Here is an 18,339-nt window from a genome sequence, read left to right as displayed (position 1 = left end):
GCGAACGCGCCTGATGTGATTAAATTAAATCATGTAAGCATTTAAGCTAAGCAACATCTGGATCATCTTTAGCGATTGTTCCGGTAAGCTTACCAATAGACTTCATCAGATGGTATACAACCAACACCACAACAGTGCCAATCGCAATACCGTTGAACTGGATTCCGGAAACAGCAAACTGGAAGTTAGCAATGCCAATAATCATAACGATTGCAGCAATCATAATGTTAACTGGCTTGTCGAAGTTCACCTTGTTTTCAACCCAAATTCGCACACCAATCATGCCAATCATGCCGTAAAGCAAAGTGGTTACACCACCCAAAACGCCGGCTGGAATGGAGTTTACAACTGCACCGAACTTTGGGCAGAGGCTCAAGATGAAAGCAAACGCTGCTGCACACCAGTAAGCTGCTGTTGAGTAAACCTTTGTTGCAGCCATAACACCAATGTTTTCACCATATGTAGTTGTACCGCAGCCACCGAAGCAACCTGCAATTGCAGTACCTAAACCGTCGGCGAATAAAGCTGTACCAATCTTGTCATCGTAATTTCGACCAGTCATTTGAGCTACAGACTTAACGTGACCAACATTTTCTGCAATCAAAACAAGAACCACAGGCAAGAACATAAGCAGAACGGAGAAATCTACTTGTGGAGTGTGGAACTTAGGGAAACCAATCCAAGAAGCATTCTCAATCTGACTAAAATCAACTTGTCCGCGCCAGCATGCGTACGCGTAGCCAACAAGAACGCCAAGTAAAATATTCAATCGTCCAATAAGACCGCGGAAGATTACTGCAATAAGCATAACTGCAACCAAAGTTACCAAAGCCGTATCTGGAGCCTTTTGGAAGTTACTCCAAACGGCTGGGCCTAAGTTAAAACCAATAATTGCAACGATTGCACCGTTTACAACAGGCGGCATAATAATGTCAATCCACTTAGCGCCCGCAAAATGAACAAGCACACCAATAAGCGCAAGCAAAATACCTGTGCACATAATGCCAAAGCTTGCAACAGCAATGCCTTTATTAGCTGAAGCTACAGCCATAACAGGTGCTATAAGACCAAAAGAGCTTCCCAGATAACTAGGAAGCTTGTTTGCGTTAATCAATAAGAACAATGCCGTCGAAAGAGCTGTGAACATCAAAGTAGTCGACGGATCAAAGTGCGTTAAAATAGGCACTAAGAATGTGGCGCCAAACATTGCAATAACATGCTGAGCACCAATACCAGCGGTACGAGTCCAGGTTAAACGTTCATCTGGCTCAACTACTTCGCCAGGGCGCAAAGTCTTACCGTCGCCGTGACGCTGCCATGTAAACAAAGAATTCATTTCTTCTCCTCGTAAAAACAAGTTCTGCAAGAGGTATGTAACCGAGTGTCGTTAAAAAAAAAACAAGCACTCGTTGAGCGCTGGGATGGCAGCTTCTGGGAGGTCTCCATTGCACCACCGACCCATATGCCAAAGAGAAATTCTAACGCGCAAAAAGATATGTGTCGAACATAAGTATAAAATCATAAGGCTATTTTTTATTTTTGTTGAAATATCAAGCAAAATCGGTGTGTCGAAAAGAACAAAATAAACACTAACAAATGTTTATAATCGCTCACTTATGTTTATAAAATTGATTAAAATTTGCAAGATATTTATAACATCTGACTAAATCTTTAATTAATGTTCGTTTTTGTCCGATTGTGAGAGAATAATGAGCTAAATGGTTAATTTCTTTGATACATGGAAAAAGAAAATCTGCACCATCGATATGGCTCTTATTGCCGTATTGACACTTCTAGCTTCCTTTATTGGCAGCTGGCTTAAGCAGTACCCAGGTTTCCAATTACTTGGTGCTCTTATTATTGCGTTGCTTGTTGGCATGGCTCTGCAGCTGCCATTGCACGCATACAAAAAGAATAATGATTTACGACGAGCAGGCGTTAAAAGCGCTGCTGGTTTGATTGCAAACAAACTTCTTCGTCTTGGTATTATTCTCCTCGGCTTTAAGCTGAATTTGCATGATTTGTTTACCAAGGGCATTAAGTGCCTACCTATTGCAGCTGTGTTAGTTGCAGTAATGGTTTTCGTAACTTATAACATTGCTAAACTTTTGAAGGTAAATCCTCAGCTTGCAATGCTTACTGCAGGAGGCACAAGTATTTGTGGCGCTGCAGCAGTTATGGGTCTTTCTGGCTCAATGCCAGTTCTTCCAGAAGAGGAAGATGAAAAAGAGCAGAACGAAGTTATGGCCGTTGCAACAGTTGCAATTATGGGCACTATTTACGCTCTTGCTGAAATCTTTATTCTTCCTCACTTCGGCATGACTAAGCAGCAGCTTGGAATAGCTTCAGGAGCATCTCTTCACGAAATCGCACATGCTGTTGCAGCTGGCGGAGCATTCGATAGTATCAATACTGCAGCTGGCGGAGCATCCGTTAGCATCAATGCTGCAACAATAATGAAGCTTTCACGAGTTCTTATGTTAGTTCCAGCCTCCATCTTTATTGCAATCTGGTGGAATGCTCGTCATAGCAAAGTTGAAAATGGTGGAAAGCATAAGATTAGCTTCCCATGGTTTATGCTTGGCTTCATTGCAGCATCTGTTATTGGAACTTACGTTCCTTTCATAACAGATCATGCATTAACTCTTGTAGAAGCAGGATACGTTTTCCTCGGCATGGCAATGGCTGCTCTTGGAATTAACGTTAACTTCAAGGCTATTTTCAAGCAGGGTCGCGCAGCTTTCCTTGCAAGCTTCTTAGCTTCTATTGTCTTGGTAATATTAGCATGTTTGGCTGCAGTACTATTCTTCTAAACAAAATATTGCAAGAATAGTTTGCTAAAAACAAATATACGAGGGTCTTCAAATGAAGGCCCTCTTTTTTATTTGCAACATTTAAGCAATTACATTAAATAAGACTTAAATCTTGCTTTTGCACAAGCAAGATTATCCAATATGAACAGACGTTCCGTCAGGAATATTCTCATAGAACCATTTTGCATCCGCAACACTTAAACGCACACAACCATGAGACGCAGGCTTTCCTAACTTCATACCTTCTGACGCAATATATTCTCCAAAGTTATAGTTAGTTGGCACAGAGTGGAACAAGTATTCTGCATCAATAAAACCTACCCAATAGTCAGCGCCAACTTTTTCATTCTGATTGTAAAAATGCTTGTTGCGCATACCATCAATATGATAATCACCATGAGGAGTAGAGTCTTTTATACCAGAACTCATAATCATTGAATAAACAGTTTTACCTTTAGCAATAATGTATACTCGCTGCTTTTTAAGATTTACATCAATATGTAAGTCAGAAACCTTTATTCCCGTAAGATTAGGATATGCTCCACCTGTAGGATACTTCCAAAAATCAGATTTACCATTAGTCTTTTTTAAAGAACTTTTATTGCAATACTTATAAGACTTATTTTTAGAAGTATTATTTATATTATTATTTATATTTCTTCTATTACTGTTATTTTCACTACCGACGCAATTATTTTTATTCTTTTCAATAAGCGCATTTTTCCGTGCTTGCACACCGTATTGATACGTAGTAGAAAGTACATTTGACGTTTCAAAACCAACAAATAACAGGAAAATTACTATCAACATTGCAAGTATGCTCGCAGATATATAGCGCATAGTTTTCGAACTACGAATCCACCATCTGCGCATTTTTGCAAAAAATCGCGCACATTTGCGTATATCACTAACAAAGTCACGAATAAATTGCATCACTATCTCCGGTTATAAAAATAAAAAAGTTGCTACTAATAGTTTAACAGCAAACTACTAGTAGCAACGCTTGAAAAAACAAAATTTCGCTTAATTCGCAGAAATATCACACGTTGAATTTAAATTCAACAATATCTCCATCTTGCATAACGTAGTCTCGGCCTTCAAGGCGAAGCTTGCCTTCTTCCTTAATTTTTGCCATAGAACCGTCAGCAGCCACGAAATCATCGTAAGATACGATTTCTGCTTTAATAAATCCGCGCTCAAAATCAGTGTGAATAACGCCTGCAGCTTGAGGAGCGGTCCAGCCTTTATGAATCTGCCAAGCGTGAACTTCCTTAACACCAGCGGTTAAATAAGTTTGAAGACCTAAAATATCGAATCCCACACGCGCAAGCTGATCCAAACCAGATTCCTTCAAACCAGCATCCTCAAGCATTTCACGAGCGTCAGATTCGTCAAGCTCTGTAAGTTCAGACTCAAACTGAGCATTCAAGAAGATTGCTTTTGCAGGAGCGACAGATGCAGAAAGTTTAGACTTTAAATCTTCGTCAGCTAACTCCGAATCATCCACGTTAAATACGTAAATAAATGGCTTAGCAGTGAGCAAGTGCAAATCGTACACGTCGTTTTTATCAATAAGCTTTTCGTTATGAGCCTGGTCAATAGTCTTGCCAGAAGCAAGAATTTCCTTAGCTTTATTCACGGCATCAACATATTCTTGAGTGACTTTCTTGCCACGCAAATCCTTTTCCAACTTTGGAAGAGCATTTTCAATAGTTTGCATATCGGCAAGAATAAGCTCAGTATTAATAGTGTCAATATCGTCAGCAGGATCCACTTTGCCGTTCACATGCACAATATCGTCGTCGTTGAAAGCACGTACAACTTCGCAAATTGCGTCTGCTTCGCGAATATTAGCAAGGAACTTATTGCCCAAACCTTCGCCCTCGGAAGCACCCTTAACAATGCCTGCAATATCAACAAAAGTAACTGTTGCTGGAACAATCTTTTCGGTATTAACTAATTTTGCAAGCACTGGAAGTCTACGATCCGGAAGCGGAACAATACCAGTATTTGGTTCAATAGTTGCAAACGGATAATTCTCCGCCAAAACGTTATTGCGAGTTAAAGCATTAAACATAGTGGATTTGCCAACATTTGGCAATCCAACAATTCCAATAGTTAAAGACATATTCACCTAGTTTAGACCAGCGTCGGGAAAGCCGACACAACTTGATTTTATTTACTTTATATTTTCTATGGCATCAACGGCAGAAATAACATCTCCCCTAAATCCGCGAGATTCTAACTGTGCAACGCCTCGAATAGTGGTTCCTCCAGGAGAGCACACTGCATCTTTCATAGCACCAGGATGAGTACGCTCGTTCATATATAACGCACCTACTCCTTCGATCATTTTTGCAGCCAAACGGTAAGCACAATCTCGCTGCAAGCCGTACTTCACTCCAGCATCTCCCAAAGCTTCCATGTACATTGCTGTAAAAGCTGGAGCACAGCTAGAAATACACATTGCAATATTCATATGTTCAGCATCCACACGCTCTACTAAAGAAATTGGATCAAATAAAGCATTAAACATAGAAAGCTGGGAGTCAGTTAGAGTATTACTAGACTCAGCTAAAGTAACTCCCTGACCTACCGAAATAGGAGTATTAGGAATAATGCATTGCACATGAACATTATTGCCAAGCAAATCTTTGTATTGCTCAAGACTCCAGCCGGCTGCAACAGAAATAATAGCTATACCGAGTTCATCAATAAGACCAGCAATAGGTTTAAGAACTTCAGAAATCTGATAAGGTTTTACAGCAATAATAATTGCGTCGCTTGCTTCACATACTTCTTTAGCAGTGCGCATAGCGCGAGCGCCAATAAGCGAAGTGTTACGCTCAAGTTTTTCAAAATTACGAGCGCATGCAACAATATTTTCACCTTGCAATACGCCTGCATTTACAGCACCTTTAGCAATTGCTTGTGCCATATTGCCGTAACCAATGAAGCCAACAGTACCGAATGTTCCACTACTCATTCATAATCCCCTTTATTAGTGCACTTCATAAATAAAGCACTATTTATTACGCAATTATTACTCAAACAGATGTATAGCATATCAAATAGTGCTCTATTAAACGATACAAACATGCAAATTTTAAGAATTACAGCTTATTAACGCTTGTAAATTCCCTCTAAATCACCACGATTCAAAGCTTCATTAAAAAGATGACCAAATACTATGTCTCCATGCAAGCCATCATGCTCAAATTCATTCGTTGTCCAATAATGCGAATTGGCAATACGAGAAAGCGTGTCAAGCTGAAGGCCAGAATCAACGTACATGTCGTCAAAGTAGACTGCAGACTGTAATGGAACTTCATTATTAGCAAGCTGCTCTTGATCATAAATCTTGCCAAACTGCTTATCTTTCATTAAGCAGTCAACTGCTGGCAAGAATGGCTGCAAAGCTTTTTCTTGATCAAACATCCAAGGAAACATAGCTTCGCCCGTAAAAAGAAGCGGACGTGCAGAACCAGAAAACTCTGACATTGTTTCCCTAACCTGCTGAGCTGCCCACAAAATTGGGTGCTCTAATTCACCGTCAGCATAAATAAATTCTTGCAGCGGCCAATAAAGCGGGCTTGAAGCCGTTGAATCCATTACACCGTACACAAACTCGTCGCTTAAACTTCCAGCAGAAGCTCCACCACCGTGCTTAAACGCTTTCAAAGAACCATCACCATCTGCAAACGCAGAATCAAGTAGCCAGTGCACTCGCTCAAAACTTGGCTTCATGCCGAAGGAAGAACCCAACATTTGGAATCGCTCAACCGTAAGCTTCTCGCCATTTGGAAGCACAACATCACCCTGCGCAATACGATCTGCAATAGCAGCAGCACGAGCAACATCCTGCGGATAACGCTCATAGAATTGCTCCGTTTTACGCGCCATACGAGGAAAAGTATGCTCATAGACTTCACGCGCATTTGCAGGAACATGAGGAATGCCGCCAGTTGTGAAGCTTGCAATCAATCCTTGCGGGAAAAGCGACAAATACGTAAGCGTTAAGAATCCGCCGTAACTTTGCCCTAAAGACACCCACGGTTTAGCATCAAATTCAGTAAGACGCAAATGTTCAAAATCGCGAATAATAGAATCAGCCAGGAAACGCTTCAAATACCAGGCTTGTCTCTCAACACTTACGCCATCATCTGCCATACGCTTCATAGTTGAAGCATCCACTCTTGAAGAACGCCCAACACCACGCTGATCTGGCAAGACTACACGAAAATGCTTAATAGCCTCTTGAATCCAACCATCACTAGAAGGCGAAAGTGGTCGCGGACACTGCCCACCAGGGCCGCCTTGCAAGAACACAAGCAACGGCAAATCGTCATGCACATGCTCAGGAGCACAAACAACTCTACAGAACAGTCGAATCGTTTCGCCTTTAATAGCTCCACCAGGAGTGTTTCCTTCCCAATCAAGCGGAACGTCAATCGCACGCTCTTCAACATGCAATCCAGGAACATAATAAGTATTAAGTAATGCCATGTGTATTCCTTTCCATTCTATATTTCTTTATTTGCGTGCTACATTGCAACTATCAATCACACACTCTACTTATAAATCATACTCAAGTTCGATTGTTCTATAAAGTACTATGCACTAGCCTAGTAATTATGAAAGTACCTAATATGTTTCAAAGTGTTATTCAACGCTTACGAAAAGAGCTCACATTAAACGACATATTATGGTTCATTATTCCATTCGTTCTTTTTATTCTTTCAAGCAATCGCTATGTTATAAGCAATGTTGATGGCTTTTTGACACAAAGTTCTTTAATTGCATTAATACTTATAAATATTGTTGTTGCATTACTACTTTCAGTACGAAAACTATGGCCTGAACATGCAGCTATTACTTTTATTGTTATTTGCATTATGCAAGTAATCTTTGGTCCTATTCAACTTTTTGCTGATTTCTTTGGTTTCGTACTGCTTGTTAACGCTATTGCGCGAGGAAATCCGGAGCATTCAAAAGCTTTTGTTATTGCATCTTACGTAACAACCGTATTATCTTGCGCATTAATATCGTGGAATGCTGTAATGGGACCAATATATGGCAATAATCATTCGAAATCTAGTTATACTTGCAGTGTACGAAATATAAATAGTAGTAACATAAAAAATTGCGTTTCGAATATACTTGATTTTGCGATTCCTTCCATAATTTTTGCGATTATTATTACCACTATTACGGTTATTATTGGCTACTGGCAGCGCACTCACGTGCATACTATTCAACTTTTACAAGATCACAATAATGCTATTCGCGCGTACAGAAAGAAAGCTCAGCATATTGCTGTTACTGCAGAACGCGCAAGAATTGCCAGAGACATGCACGATATTGTTGCCCACACGCTTTCTATTATTATTGTGCAAGCAGATGGTGGTCGTTATGCAGCAACCAAAGATATTTCGCTTGCTAAAAAAACAATGCATATTATTAAAAACGAAGCCGAGCGCGCCGTTCACGACATGCGCCGACTTCTAGAAGCTTTAACTGATGCTCCATCGGGTCAATTGGACTTCAATCATGTGCCTTCTCTTATTGAGCAAGCAAAGATTGCATCTCCTAAAAATATTTTTTGGCACACTGTTGATGGCATGAATTCTCAAAATAGGCTTAACGCGGACGCACAAACCGTTGCATACCGCGTTGTTCAGGAGTCTCTTACTAATATTCGAAAGCACGCAGGAGATGGCATTAAAATAAACATTCACGAACAGTGGAAGGACCAAGGCTTAACACTAAAAATTACAAATGAAATACACAAAATCGAAGCTAACCAAACGCAAAATAGCGGTGCGCCACATAAAAACGGTTATGGTTTGATTGGCATGAAAGAGCGAATTGAAAATCTTCACGGAACGCTTGATTATGGAAAAATGAATGATGGAACGTTTAGTATTGTTGCTTTCATTCCATATTCTTACAGCACAGACGAGTCAAACAGTACTGCTTCTGTATTAAATAGTATTTATAACGTTACTCATAATGCAAAAGTTAATAATCAAGCAGAAGCACAAACAAAACCGGAAAATGCAAACGTTTCAACATCATCGGAAGTTTCGACAAACGTTTTGCCATACGTTTTACCAGAAGCAAATACTTCAAAAAATAGGATTGAGAAAGTATCACAATGGTTTGAACAACATTGGCTTATTGGAGACATTATTTATGCATCACCTTGGGTTGTTATGATGCTCTTTCTGCCAACCTACGATTTTATTGTTGGAGTTGGAATGTCTTCACAATATTCCAACTCGCTTTCATTACAAATACTTTATAAAGTATTTACTCTTACAACCATGGTGCCATTCATGTTTCGCAGAAAAGCTCCAACCGCATGCGCAATTGTTGCAGCAGTATTTTCTGCAATACAGCTTATACTCTTGCCGAATATTTTATTCGCTAATTTTTTCATACCAAATATTATTTACGCTGCTGTGCTCTACGGTAAAAAACGCGCATGGCAATGGGTTAGCGCAGTAGTGCTTGCCGAATCTGCTATTTTCGCCGTAAAAATTGGTATTTCATCAAAAAATATTCCACAAACTGAAACTCCAATACGATTCTTTACATCAAATATTGCCACAACCAATTTTTATGACTTTATGCAATTTGCGTCCGTTGGATTAGTTTTTGGTTTCATAGTTGCAATAATTTGTTTTACAGTTATTGCGTTTGCTTATTACCGCAGAAATGATGACAATAATTTGCTGCTTCTAAAAGCGCGCAGAACAGAACTTGAGCAAGAGCAAAAACAGCTAGAAGTGCTTGCAGCTAACGCAGAAAGGCAACGACTTAGCTCAAATATTCAGCAAAAAGTTGCTATTACATTGCATAAAGTAATCGATGCCGCAAATAGCGGAATTGATATGCTAAATAAATACGAAAAAACAAATAGTAATGCAGAAAATACAGAGTCAACAGAAACGGAGAAACCACAAGAGCAAAGTGAAGCAATTAGTAAAGCCTTTAAAAATATTAGTGACGAGGGGCGTTCGGCACTAAAATATTTGCGAAAATTGCTTGGAATTTTGCGAGAAACAGGTTCGAGCGTTAATTCAGCAAATAAAGGTGCAAATATAGCTGAGATTGCTATTCGCCCTGCTGCCCCACTAGATGAGCAAATTCAACACAACGCATTAAATAAGCAATAGTAAGTTGATACTATGGAATATATGGAAAACAATGAAGTAATTCGAGTCGCAATAGCAGACGATCAGGAGCTTGTGCGAGCAGGATTTGCGATGGTAATAAATTCGCAGCAAGATATGCACGTTGTATCTCAGGCTTCTAACGGATCACAAATTGTGGAGCTTTCTAAAAGCCAAAATCCAGACATTATTCTTATGGACGTTCGCATGCCTATAATGGACGGTTTGGAAGCAACTCGCAAGATTCTGCAGCAAAAAACTAACGAAAATACTCGAATTATTATTCTGACAACTTTTGATTTAGACGAATATGTTATGGCTGCAATTCATGCTGGTGCTTCCGGATTTTTGCTTAAAGATACAGAGCCAGAAACTTTGCTTAATTCCATACGAACTGTGTATCAAGGAAACGCAATTATTGCTCCGACCGCTACTAAACGTTTGATCGAAAATATGATTCAGCAAGGCAAAGTAGCAACAAATATTAAAGTAAACAGCGTTTCGAGTTACGCTGCACAAGCAAATTCTGCTGCACCAGCAACACAAAGCTGCTCGTACGAAAATTCTGCTATTCCAGAACTTACTGACCGTGAGCGCGAGGTGCTCATAGAAATTGCTCACGGGCTTTCAAATCAGGAAATTGCTAGCAAACTATTTATTAGCTTGCCTACAGTCAAAACGCATGTTGCGCATATTTTAGGAAAAATCAATGCTAGAGACCGAGTTCAAGCTGTAGTTTTTGCTTATGAAAATAGCTTAGTTAAGCCGTAAAATACCCAAAACATATAAAAATGCGGCTATTAATGCATAATGCACAATGCACAAATAGCCGCAAATTTAAATTATCAACATACCTAGTAGCTTCTTAATTTATGCTTTCGGTAGGCGACGAGGACGCATAAATGTTACGCCTGCTGCAGCAGTTCCTGCAACTGCTAACGTTCCAACAACGCCAATAGCTATTTTTCCAAGTACATTTCCTGAAGATTTGTTTTCACTTGTAGCACTAGCTTGAGCTTGTGGTTTCTTGCTTTCAACAGGAGTTTTTTCTTCAACTTCCTCAGTTTCACCATTATTATCTTCAAACTTCGTAGAGTTTTCTTCTGAAACCTGAGATTCAGTTGACTTATCTGCTTGCGAAATATTGTTCGACGGAGCCACAGCAGCTGGAACATTAGCAACAGCTGGAGCCTTAGATGCGTCTGCAGAAGAAACATTCTTAGTTACTTCAGCAACTGGAGTTACTGCCTTCTGAGTATTTGCAACAGTAGGATTTGCTGCAGGAGCTGAAGGTGCTACAGATGTTGAATTATCTTCAACTTGAACTGCTGGCACTACTGGGGCCGCAGGGACAACAGAAGCAGGTGGCATAGCTGGAGCTTTAACAGACGGCGCTGGAATCTTAGCTTCAGGTACTGCAGGAACTGGAGCAGTTACTTTCGGAACAGATGCTACTGGAGGTGCTGGAGCAATAGGAGCAGTCTGTTTTCCTGATTGCTTGGCATCATTATTACCAGCAGAGCTGCTACCATTTTGCTGATTCTTTTGAGCTTTTTCCTGTTCTAATTGAGCTTTGAGGATAGTAACTTTAGCTTTAGCTTCCTCAAGATTCTTTTCTGCATCCTTCAAAGAATTTTCAGCTTGCTTCTTTAAATCACTTTTTTCAGTTCTTTCATCGGACTGATTCTTTTTAAACGCTTTAGCGCCCTCAATACCACTATTTAATGATTTAATTTTTTTGTCTAATTCCTTTTTGTTGTCAACTAACTTATAGTTTTCAATAATATTACCAATAAGCTTTATCTCAGACTCTGCTTTTTTTACTTCAGAATCTTTAGTATTAGAAGCTTCAAGCTTTTTGGCTACATCTTTTTTAGACTCATCAATTTGATCTTTAATTTTTCGAAGTTCTTCACTTGCTTTTTTAAATTCTTTCTTTGCACTCTGGAAAAGAACTTCTAATTCTTTCACAGTTTTTTCTTTAGTAGAAACAGATTTCTTATTTTCTTCTATTTTTCTGCTAAGCGAAACTTGATCATTAGAGACTTTTCTAAACTGCTCCGCTATAGAATAAAAATTACTTCCATCGTTTGGATCAGCTTTTTCTAATGCGGATTCTAATTCAGCGATTTTTGTATCATACTCTTTAACTTGAGCAGAATCGCTTGCAATAGATTCATTAAGAGAATCTACTTCTTTGTGAAGATTTGAAATCTGTGATTCATACTGCTTTATGTTAGCTGCAGCTCTTTCTTTTGTTTGACTTTTTTCTTCTTCGTCACCTTGCAAAGTATCAAGAGCTAATTTTGCATTATCATATTGATCTTTTAAAGATTCATACGCTGCTTTTAATCCAATAAGCTCATTATCTTTTTCTTTTTTGGATTTTTCAAATTCCACAACCTTTGCTTTTGCAGCTTCGGAATCCATTTTAAGTGCATTTTGAGCTTCTAAAAGTTCCTTTTCATTATTTTTCTTAACGTTTTCAAATGCTTTTTCAGCCTCATCGATTTTATTTAAAAGATCGTCAAATTCTGCAACTTTTTTCTTATACTGTTCAATCTGAGCTTCTAATTCGCGAACTTGATTTTCAGCTTTTTCAATTGCTTCTTCAGTAGATGCTTTTGCAGTCACCTCTGTTTGAGCTTGTACATTCTGTACTTCATCAGCAGCTTCTTGCGCCCACGCTGGCATTGGGCTTTGCATTAACAATAAGATTCCTGCAATTGCTGCGGCAGATTTTTTCTTGACCGTTACCATATTTTTCTACTCCTTGCTCGTAGCGGCCTTCATGTCTAACTTATGTCAGCAGTCATTCTTGAGCATAACAAAGAAATAAATACATTTTCAACACTATTTATTCGGAAAATTTCCTGCAAAACTTGTTATTATGAATAATAATCGTATTATTTTTGAATATCTTTAATAAAAAATGCTATTTCTATACATAATATTATAATCTTCGCATAATTATTCACACATTTTAATAAAAAAATAATAATAATATTACAAATTTTTTCTGCGTGTCGAAAACGCTTAAGAAAAAGATAATGCCGGCACGTAAAATTTACACACCGGCATTATCTTTATTTTCTGCAACCTAACTTCTAAAAACTATCGTTTTACATATAGTTTTTGCGAAATTTAGTCCTCTGCGAGCGCAACTACTGGCGAAGACTTCACTGCTCTACGAGCTGGAAGCACGCTAGAAAGAAGAGCTGCAAGCAAAGCGATTAGAGCAAGAATCGCGTAAATATTCCAATCAACTACAAACGGAACATTGCCAATTATGCTAAACACCATGTAAGATCCAACCCATCCAAACGCTGTTCCAACAATCAAGCCGCAAACAGTGCTTGTTAAGGAAATCAACGTTGCTTCCAACGCAAGAGATCTTCTAACCTGGCCTCTTGTCATACCGATTGCGCGCAAAGTTGCAGATTCTTTAGTGCGCTCAATAACAGACAAGCTTAATGTGTTTGCAACGCCTATTAAAGCAATCACAACAGCTACTGCTATTAAGCCAACAAGCACCATCATTATTGAATTGATAGCACTCTCCCACTTTGCTCGTTCGAACACACTTCCAGTAGCCATAACCTCCGCATAGCTAGATGTAACATTTTGAATGTTTTTAGCAATATCTACAAGATTAGCTTTGCTGGAGTCTACCAAAATAAGCAGCATATGCGTTGTAGGGTTAAGGTATTTATTGAAGTAGGATTTGCTCACGAAAGCAGTATTATTTGAATACACACCAATATTTCGATACTTCTTAAACTGAACTTGCTTTACAGTAATGCTCTTATTGTTATTAGTAGGGTCTGTATTCATGCCAGTAAATGGCGTAATATTTTTGCCATCTGTTTCACCAGAACTGTAATTTTCTACGTAAGCTTGTAGATTAAGGTTTCCTTTTTTAAGGTCAAAAGGTTCTCCGCCTTCTTCATTAAACTTAGGCAAAAGCACAGAATCTTTGTTTATATTAACGCCAGAAAGATCAGTGTGCATTACATTTTTAAGCTGATTTACATTATCAACTCCAGCTACCATAGTGTACTCAGTTTTGCCCTTAGCGTTCTTAAAAGTCATAGGAACTGCAGGAAGCAACTCAGTATGCTTTACTCCACTAATCTTTGAAATATCAGCAGCTAGAGATTCATTAACATTCTTGCCTTGAACAATAATGTCAACACTATATCTATCGTCAACAACACCCTTAAGAGTTGCTTTACCACATATTGCGCCAGTTACTACTGTGGAAACAAGCGTTACACCAATAAGTAAAGCCGTTCCAGTTGCCGCAACTCTTCTAGGGTTACGTTGCACATTTGCGTTAGCAACTTTAGATGCAGGCCCACAAAGTGCCATGATTGCTCCAGTTAGCTTCATAGCAAACGGCATCCAGAATGTTGCTGTAATAATAATGCCAATAAAAACAAGCGCACATCCAAAAACTGCTCCAAGCAAAGTCATCCAAGAGTCAGAACCAGCATTAGGCGACTGTACCGCAATCATGCTTGCTAAAGAAGTAGCACTTAAAGCCGTAGCTAAAATACCTGCAACAATAAATATCACGCCAAAAACAGCACGAATAATGCTTGCGCGCTTATCTTTAATCAAATCCATTGGTCGCAACGCTTCCATAGGCGTTACTTTTGTAGCAGATCGAGCAGCACTCATAGATGCAAGAACCGTTACAATTACGCCAATTACTATTGGCCACACAACCGCTGGAAGCGAAACAATCAAAGGAATCTTAGATAATGGTCCAGAATTAATATTCACGTTACTAATTGCGCCCATAAATCCGATTGCGCAAAGCACACCAACGCACGCAGAAATAACTCCAAGTATTGCAGCTTCAAGCAAAACTGCCGCATAAAGCTGGTGTGACTGTGCGCCAATTACGCGCAAAAGTGCAAGAGTGCGTCTGCGTTGAGCAACCAACACTTGGAATGTGTTTGCTATAACAAGCGAAGAAATAAGCAACGCTAGAATACCAAAAGATAGCAAGAACATGGTTACAAAATTAGTGCCGTTAGACACATTTCGAACAGCTCTTACACCAACTTCGTGCCTAGACATAAGAGAAAATTGCTCTGGAAGCAAAGAGCTAATCTTAGGAGATAAATCGTTTATTTTAGATTCATCAATACTCATGTATACTTTGCTTTGCACAACTTGATTGTCAAAATTCTTAAGATTTTTGAGTTTTGCACAAAAATCATTCGTTACGCCACCAAGATACGTGCCGCGATTTGAAACTGGTATTTGAGAATGTTCTCCATCGTCTACAAGACCAACCACACGAACATCGTACGATTTTTCTTTATCTCCGCCAGTGTCATCTACTTTAACCAAAGTTATAGTATCGCCAACGTTTGCATTTATTGATTTAGCAATACTTTTAATAAGCGTAATTTCGCCTATTTTTTGCGGTTCCCTACCTTCTGTTGATTTATACACAGGAAGATTTCCATACAAACCACTAGACCAAGCAATACTCGTAGCTGATTTATCACCTTTTTCCACTCTTACAAGCGCAGTCGCATCGTCACTACGAATACCGTTGACACCAGGCATCTTCGATATTTTGTCTAAATGAAGATCCTTATAATGAATTGCACCACTCGGAGAATTGTTAGAACCTTTAGATGAGATTGCATAATTTGCACTACTAAATTCTTCTGTTGCATTGCGAACCATCAAGTCGTCAACACTATTTACAAAAAGCAAAGTAGCGCTCATAAACATGCTGCCTATAAGAATTGCAATTCCAGAGGCGATTAGCATGCGCACGCTTTTACGCATAAGTTTTAGTGCGATTTTCCACATTCTAACTTCACCACCTTTTATTGCAATTGAGCAGACTGATTATTAATACCAGCCTCGCTGCGTTCCATAAGCATCTTGCTCATGCCTTCTGCAGTAGGATTTTGTACGTCTTCAACGATTTGACCATCTGCAAACACAATTGCTCGATCCGCGTAAGAGGCTGCAACAGCGTCATGCGTAACCATAATCACAGTTTGACCAAGCTCCGTTACAGACTTCTTCAAAAAATGCAAAACTTCTGAGCTGGAAGCAGAGTCGAGATTACCGGTAGGCTCATCCGCAAAAACTACGGAAGGCTTAGATATTAAAGCTCGAGCGATTGCAACGCGTTGTCGCTGACCGCCAGAAAGCTCAGCAGGCCTATGCTTTAAGCGATTTTGCAAGCCAAGAGTATTAACCAAAGTATTAAACCATTGCTTATCTGGCTTTTTGCCCGCCAAAGTAAGAGGCATGAGAATATTTTGCTCAGCGCTAAACATTGGAAGAAGATTAAAACTTTGGAAAATAAACCCAACCATTTCGCGACGCATAAGTGTAAGCTGCTTATCGCTCATGCCTGTAATATCAAGGCCATCAACCAAAACTTTTCCAGAATTAACACTGTCAAGACCAGCCAAGGAATGCATTAAAGTTGACTTTCCAGAACCAGAAGGACCCATAATCGCCGTAAACTTGCCGCGCTCAAAACTTACGCTTACATCTCGCAAAGCGTGAACAATTCCTGCACCCTTGCCAAAATCTTTAACAACATGCAAAGCTGCAACCGCTGTTTCACCAATCAAGTTTTGGTTAAAATCTGCTCTAAAATCTAAAGCATTTTCTTGCTCGTATGAACTTGTTTCGTAACGGTTGTTCATAACTGCTCCTTTTCTTAAAAAGTAGTAATCGCATAGTTATCTACTGCTAATACTTAAATTTACGGAAAAATACAGCTGATTACTATCGTGCGTAAGGCGGAAATTATTTAGAAAAAATTAGCGTCTCATCCTAAAGTATGATGCACAAATTTACAGAATGTATAAAAAATCGGAGCGCATACAAATACAATATGCGTTCCGAATAAAATGGTAATGGATCTCCAGGAATATTTTTAATTAATAACTTTTGCTTTACTTTCTCTTTTCTATTTAAGCAAGACCTGCTTTACGAACAGCGTCAAATCCGCGCTGCAAATCGGCAAGAATATCGTCAATATGCTCAGTTCCAATAGACAAGCGAATAGTTCCCTCATGAATGCCCTGATCTTCCAATTCTTCAGGAGTTTCCTGAGAGTGCGTAGTAGATGCAGGATGAATAACCAATGACTTCACGTCAGCAACATTTGCAAGCAATGAGAAAAGCTGTAAATTGTCAATAAATACGCGAGCTGCATCCCTTCCACCTTTAATATCAAACGTGAAAATAGAGCCGCCGCCGTTCGGGAAGTAACGCTTATAAAGCTCGTGATCAGAACGACCTTCAATAGAAGGATGACTTACAGATTCAACTTCTGGCACAGTTTGCAAATATTTCACAACCTTCAACGCGTTTTCAACGTGACGTTCAACTCGCAAGCTCAAAGTTTCCGTGCCTTGCAAAAGCAAGAACGCAGCAAACGGGCTAATGCAAGCGCCAGTATCGCGCAAAATAATCGCACGAATACGAGTCACAAAAGCCACAGATCCTAAAGCTTCATAGAAGTTCAAACCATGATAGCTAGGGTCAGCTTCAGTAAGAGTTGGGAATTTTCCAGGAACTTTAGCCCAATCAAAATTGCCGCCTTCAACAATAATGCCACCAAGAGTTGCGCCGTGGCCGCCAATAAATTTCGTAGCAGACTCAACTACAATATCTGCACCATGCTCAAGCGGACGGAAAAGATATGGAGTTGCGAAAGTATTGTCAACAAAAACAGGAATGTTGTGACGATGCGCAATCTCTGAGATAGCTTCAAAATCAGGCAAATCAGCATTAGGATTACCAAAAGTTTCAAAGTATACGAGCTTTGTATTTGGTTGAATTGCATCCTCGAAGTTTTGAGGATTCTTAGGATCAACAAAAGTGGTTGTTACACCATCTCGAGGAAGAGTGTGACGAAGCAGGTTATAAGTGCCGCCATACACATTCTTTGAAGACACGATGTGATCGCCCTGCTGCGTAATATTGCGAACCGCATAGTCAACAGCCGCAGCACCAGAAGCAACAGCCAAAGCAGCAGTTCCACCTTCGAGAGCCGCAATTCTGCGCTCAAAAACATCTTGAGTAGAATTCGTTAAACGACCATAAATGTTTCCAGCGTCACGCAAATCAAAACGAGCTGCAGCATGATCAAAATCATGGAATACGTAGCTTGTTGTTTGATAAATAGGAACTGCACGAGAATCAGTTGCCGGATCCGCCTGCTCTTGGCCAACATGCAATTGCAATGTTTCAAAATGATACTTTCCTTGCAATTCTTCAGTAGCGCTCATAATACCCCTCCAGTTTTTCAACTTTTTAAACAGTAGATTAGTTTGCTTCAGCTTGCTTTG

At 39.5% G+C, this 18,339-nt stretch carries 12 protein-coding genes; 3 read left to right on the top strand and 9 right to left on the bottom strand.

Going from position 1 to position 18,339, the window contains the following annotated elements; all coding sequences use genetic code 11:
- Positions 1 to 46: 46 nt before the first annotated feature.
- Complete coding sequence (locus HXT35_RS00330; RefSeq protein ID WP_421788048.1) at positions 47 to 1,336, bottom strand: uracil-xanthine permease family protein; 1,290 nt, start codon at positions 1,334 to 1,336, stop codon at positions 47 to 49.
- 382 nt (positions 1,337 to 1,718) lie between these two features.
- On the opposite strand from HXT35_RS00330, the gene HXT35_RS00325 reads away from it, so the two are divergent.
- The gene (locus tag HXT35_RS00325) at positions 1,719 to 2,813 is read left to right on the top strand and encodes a YeiH family protein (RefSeq protein WP_004128071.1); all 1,095 of its coding nucleotides are present in this window, start codon (positions 1,719 to 1,721) and stop codon (positions 2,811 to 2,813) included.
- Positions 2,814 to 2,945: 132 nt separating this feature from the next.
- On the opposite strand, the gene HXT35_RS00320 is transcribed toward HXT35_RS00325, so the two are convergent.
- From HXT35_RS00320 to HXT35_RS00305, 4 genes are all read right to left on the bottom strand, one after another.
- Positions 2,946 to 3,623: a L,D-transpeptidase gene (locus HXT35_RS00320; RefSeq protein ID WP_421788046.1), complete on the bottom strand. Its 678-nt coding sequence runs from the start codon at positions 3,621 to 3,623 to the stop codon at positions 2,946 to 2,948.
- A 229-nt stretch (positions 3,624 to 3,852) separates the two neighbouring features.
- The gene (gene ychF / locus HXT35_RS00315; protein WP_004128066.1) at positions 3,853 to 4,941 is read right to left on the bottom strand and encodes a redox-regulated ATPase YchF; all 1,089 of its coding nucleotides are present in this window, start codon (positions 4,939 to 4,941) and stop codon (positions 3,853 to 3,855) included.
- 51 nt (positions 4,942 to 4,992) lie between these two features.
- Entirely contained in the window at positions 4,993 to 5,799 is an 807-nt protein-coding gene (gene proC / locus HXT35_RS00310; RefSeq protein ID WP_421788044.1) for a pyrroline-5-carboxylate reductase, read from the bottom strand.
- 137 nt (positions 5,800 to 5,936) lie between these two features.
- Positions 5,937 to 7,319, bottom strand: coding sequence for an alpha/beta fold hydrolase (locus HXT35_RS00305; protein WP_421788042.1), 1,383 nt, complete (start codon positions 7,317 to 7,319; stop codon positions 5,937 to 5,939).
- 128 nt (positions 7,320 to 7,447) lie between these two features.
- Here HXT35_RS00305 and HXT35_RS00300 point away from each other — a divergent pair, with 128 nt between their 5' ends.
- A complete protein-coding gene (locus HXT35_RS00300; RefSeq protein ID WP_032843491.1) occupies positions 7,448 to 9,994 on the top strand; it encodes a sensor histidine kinase in 2,547 nt (848 codons plus the stop codon).
- 12 nt (positions 9,995 to 10,006) lie between these two features.
- Positions 10,007 to 10,762 (top strand): response regulator, encoded by a 756-nt coding sequence (locus HXT35_RS00295; RefSeq protein WP_032843488.1) that lies wholly within the window; start codon positions 10,007 to 10,009, stop codon positions 10,760 to 10,762.
- Positions 10,763 to 10,861: 99 nt separating this feature from the next.
- Here HXT35_RS00295 and HXT35_RS00290 read toward each other — a convergent pair whose 3' ends face one another.
- From HXT35_RS00290 to HXT35_RS00275, 4 genes are all read right to left on the bottom strand, one after another.
- Positions 10,862 to 12,751 carry a chromosome partitioning protein ParA gene (locus tag HXT35_RS00290; RefSeq protein ID WP_421788040.1) on the bottom strand — a complete coding sequence of 630 codons (1,890 nt, stop codon included), beginning with the start codon at positions 12,749 to 12,751 and terminating at the stop codon, positions 10,862 to 10,864.
- A gap of 384 nt (positions 12,752 to 13,135) precedes the next feature.
- The gene (locus HXT35_RS00285) at positions 13,136 to 15,829 is read right to left on the bottom strand and encodes an ABC transporter permease (protein WP_004128047.1); all 2,694 of its coding nucleotides are present in this window, start codon (positions 15,827 to 15,829) and stop codon (positions 13,136 to 13,138) included.
- 17 nt (positions 15,830 to 15,846) lie between these two features.
- Positions 15,847 to 16,686 (bottom strand): ABC transporter ATP-binding protein, encoded by an 840-nt coding sequence (locus HXT35_RS00280; protein ID WP_004128044.1) that lies wholly within the window; start codon positions 16,684 to 16,686, stop codon positions 15,847 to 15,849.
- Positions 16,687 to 16,956: 270 nt separating this feature from the next.
- Positions 16,957 to 18,279 (bottom strand): O-acetylhomoserine aminocarboxypropyltransferase/cysteine synthase family protein, encoded by a 1,323-nt coding sequence (locus HXT35_RS00275; RefSeq protein WP_004128043.1) that lies wholly within the window; start codon positions 18,277 to 18,279, stop codon positions 16,957 to 16,959.
- Between the last annotated feature and the right edge of the window lie 60 nt (positions 18,280 to 18,339).

It is taken from the genome of Gardnerella sp. DNF01141, from assembly GCF_049244255.1.
In the GTDB taxonomy this organism is placed as follows: domain Bacteria; phylum Actinomycetota; class Actinomycetes; order Actinomycetales; family Bifidobacteriaceae; genus Bifidobacterium; species Bifidobacterium vaginale_E.
This window is presented reverse-complemented; position numbering and strand designations above follow the sequence as displayed.